Consider the following 2957-nt stretch of genomic DNA (forward strand, 5'->3'; position numbering starts at 1 on the left):
CTTTAGAATAAAACAAAACAAATACATTTTGATTACATTTATCACAAAAAGACAGAAACAATGTATTTTTTCAGGCACAGCACATACCTCTTTTAATAATTGTCTGTTATTTTGTAAACGAAAATCATAATATGGCTTGAAAACAAAATACAGATGGAAACATTAAAACATGAATGCGGGGTCGCTCTTATCCGACTCCTGAAACCACTGGAATATTATCAGGAAAAATATGGTACATGGATGTATGGCTTGAACAAGCTTTATCTGCTGATGGAGAAGCAGCACAACAGAGGACAAGAAGCTGCAGGATTAGCCTGCGTAAAACTGCAAGCCAACCCTGGTGAGGAATACATGTTCCGTGAAAGAGGACTCGGAGCGGGAGCCATTACAGAAATCTTCAACAACGTTCATCAACAATACAAAGATTTAACGGAAGAACAGTTGCACGATGCTGAATTTGCAAAGAAGTGCCTGCCCTTTGCCGGAGAACTTTATATGGGACATCTGCGTTATTCTACCACCGGAAAAAGCGGTATCTCGTATGTTCATCCATTTCTCCGCCGCAACAACTGGCGTGCCAAGAACCTGGCACTGTGCGGTAACTTCAATCTGACCAATGTAGACGAAATCTTTGCCGACATAACTGAAGCCGGACAACATCCCCGGAAATACGCAGATACCTATATCATGCTGGAGCAGGTAGGCCACCGGCTGGACAGAGAAGTAGAGCGCCTATACAACCAATGCAAAGAAGAAGGTTTGAAGGGAATGGACATCACGCATGCCATTGAAGACCGGATTGACCTGACAAACGTACTGAAAACATCTTCTTCTCATTGGGATGGAGGATACGTTATCTGCGGAATGACGGGAAGCGGCGAAACCTTTGCCGTACGCGACCCATGGGGCATCCGCCCGGCATTCTGGTATCAGGACGATGAAATCATGGTATTAGCTTCGGAACGCCCTGTCATTCAGACGGTACTGAACATCTCTGCTGAAAGCATCCATGAACTGATGCCTGGACAAGCTGTATTGGTCAATAAGAAAGGTCAGCTCAGACTGGCACAAATCAACAAACCCGGGAAGTTAAAACCCTGCTCTTTTGAACGCATCTACTTCAGCCGGGGAAGTGACGTGGATATTTACCGGGAACGTAAAAAATTAGGAGAAAAACTGATTGAACCGATTCTCTCAGCAGTCAATCATGACATTGCCCATTCCGTATTCTCATTCATTCCCAATACAGCCGAAGTGGCTTTCTATGGAATGCTGGAAGGACTGGACAATTACCTGAACCAACTTAAAATCAAGCAAATCGAGGCCCTGGGTCACACGCCCAGTCATGAAGAACTGAAACAGATTCTTTCTCAACGCATCCGAAGCGAGAAGGTAGCCATCAAGGATATTAAGTTGCGTACCTTTATTGCGGAAGGAAATACCCGTAACGACCTGGCAGCTCACGTATACGATATTACCTACGGAAGCCTCGTGCCACAGAAAGACAACCTGGTAATCATCGACGACAGCATCGTACGAGGAACGACTTTGAAGCAAAGTATCATCAGCATTCTTGACCGCCTGCAACCTAAAAAAATTGTCATTGTGTCTTCTTCCCCACAAGTTCGTTATCCTGACTATTATGGTATCGATATGGCCAGCATGGAACAATTCATCGCTTTTAAAGCTGCCATTGCTCTACTGGAAGAACGTGACATGCAACATGTGATTGAATATGCCTACAGAAAATCAAAGAAACAGATGGATTTACCCAAAGAAAAAATGCGCAATTATGTAAAGGAAATCTACGCTCCTTTCAGCGATGAAGAAATATCGGAAAAGATTGCAGCATTGCTGACCCCTTCAACCACACGAGCAAAAGTACAAATTGTATACCAGACCTTGGGAGGGCTGCACAAAGCATGCCCTTCACATCCTGGAGACTGGTATTTCAGCGGAGACTATCCGACTCCTGGAGGAACACGACAAGTCAATCGAGCATTTATTGATTGGGTTGAAAAAAATTATCAGTTCTGATAGTTCAAAAGAGGTGCTTTAGCCTCAAACCTGTTAAAAAGTTTTACCCACAACACGGTACTCTCATTTAAGACCAGCACTGCCAGTGAAGTATGCAAACTTACTATCACTTTTAAATGAAAGGATCGTGTATGTGGTTTTTTCTACCCTTTCTCTAGGTACAGAGCATTTTTCTATATTTTTTCACACCTTTCCTTCCAGAATAAACTAGAAAAGAGATTCAAAAAAACTTAATCAAAAGATGTTTTTTTGACAACTCCAGTTTGCAATATTATGAAGTATTCGTATATTTGCAACCTAGAAACAGAATTCATGGAAGCATTTTACAGAACACATAATTATTTGGTTGAACATACCAACGCTCCTGTTCGCCGTGACCTCATGGATGAAATTGATTGGAACGAACGCCTAATTGGTATAAAAGGAACAAGAGGGGTAGGTAAAACCACATTTCTTTTACAATATGCAAAAGAAAAATTCGGAACTGATCGTTCCTGCTTGTTCGTAAACATGAATAATTTTTACTTTTCACAATACAGTTTAGTAGACTTTGCCGGGGAATTTGTCAAAAGAGGGGGAAAAGTCCTGCTAATTGATCAGGTTTTCAAACTTCCAGACTGGAGTCATGATCTGCGTACATGCTATGAACGTTACCCACAATTAAAAATTGTATTTACTGGTTCTTCTGTAATGCGCCTGAAAGATGAGAATCCTGAACTAAATGGAATTGTCAAGTCATATAATTTAAGAGGATTCTCTTTCCGTGAATTTCTGAATTTACAAACCGGAAATCACTTTTCAGCTTACACTTTAGATGAGATTCTACACAATCATGAACATATTGTGAAAACAATCTTACCGCATATCAATCCACTCAATTATTTTCAGGATTATATCCATCATGGTTTCTATCCTTTTTT

General features: G+C 41.2%; 2 protein-coding genes. Both read left to right on the forward strand.

What is annotated here, in order from left to right; genetic code table 11:
- The first annotated feature begins 153 nt into the window (after window positions 1–153).
- Window positions 154–2037 carry an amidophosphoribosyltransferase gene (locus tag ACMJ0U_RS00305; RefSeq protein ID WP_417127404.1) on the forward strand — a complete coding sequence of 628 codons (1884 nt, stop codon included), beginning with the start codon at window positions 154–156 and terminating at the stop codon, window positions 2035–2037.
- 312 nt (window positions 2038–2349) lie between these two features.
- A partial coding sequence (locus tag ACMJ0U_RS00310) for an ATP-binding protein (protein WP_417127405.1) occupies window positions 2350–2957 on the forward strand: 608 nt, incomplete at its 3' end.

It is taken from the genome of Phocaeicola sp. (assembly GCF_048170425.1).
Lineage (GTDB): Bacteria > Bacteroidota > Bacteroidia > Bacteroidales > Bacteroidaceae > Phocaeicola.

Coding starts and splice junctions, on each gene's coding strand:
- ACMJ0U_RS00305 (WP_417127404.1), top strand. CDS start 154: ATGGAAACATTAAAACATGAATGCGGGGTCGCTCTTATCCGACTCCTG.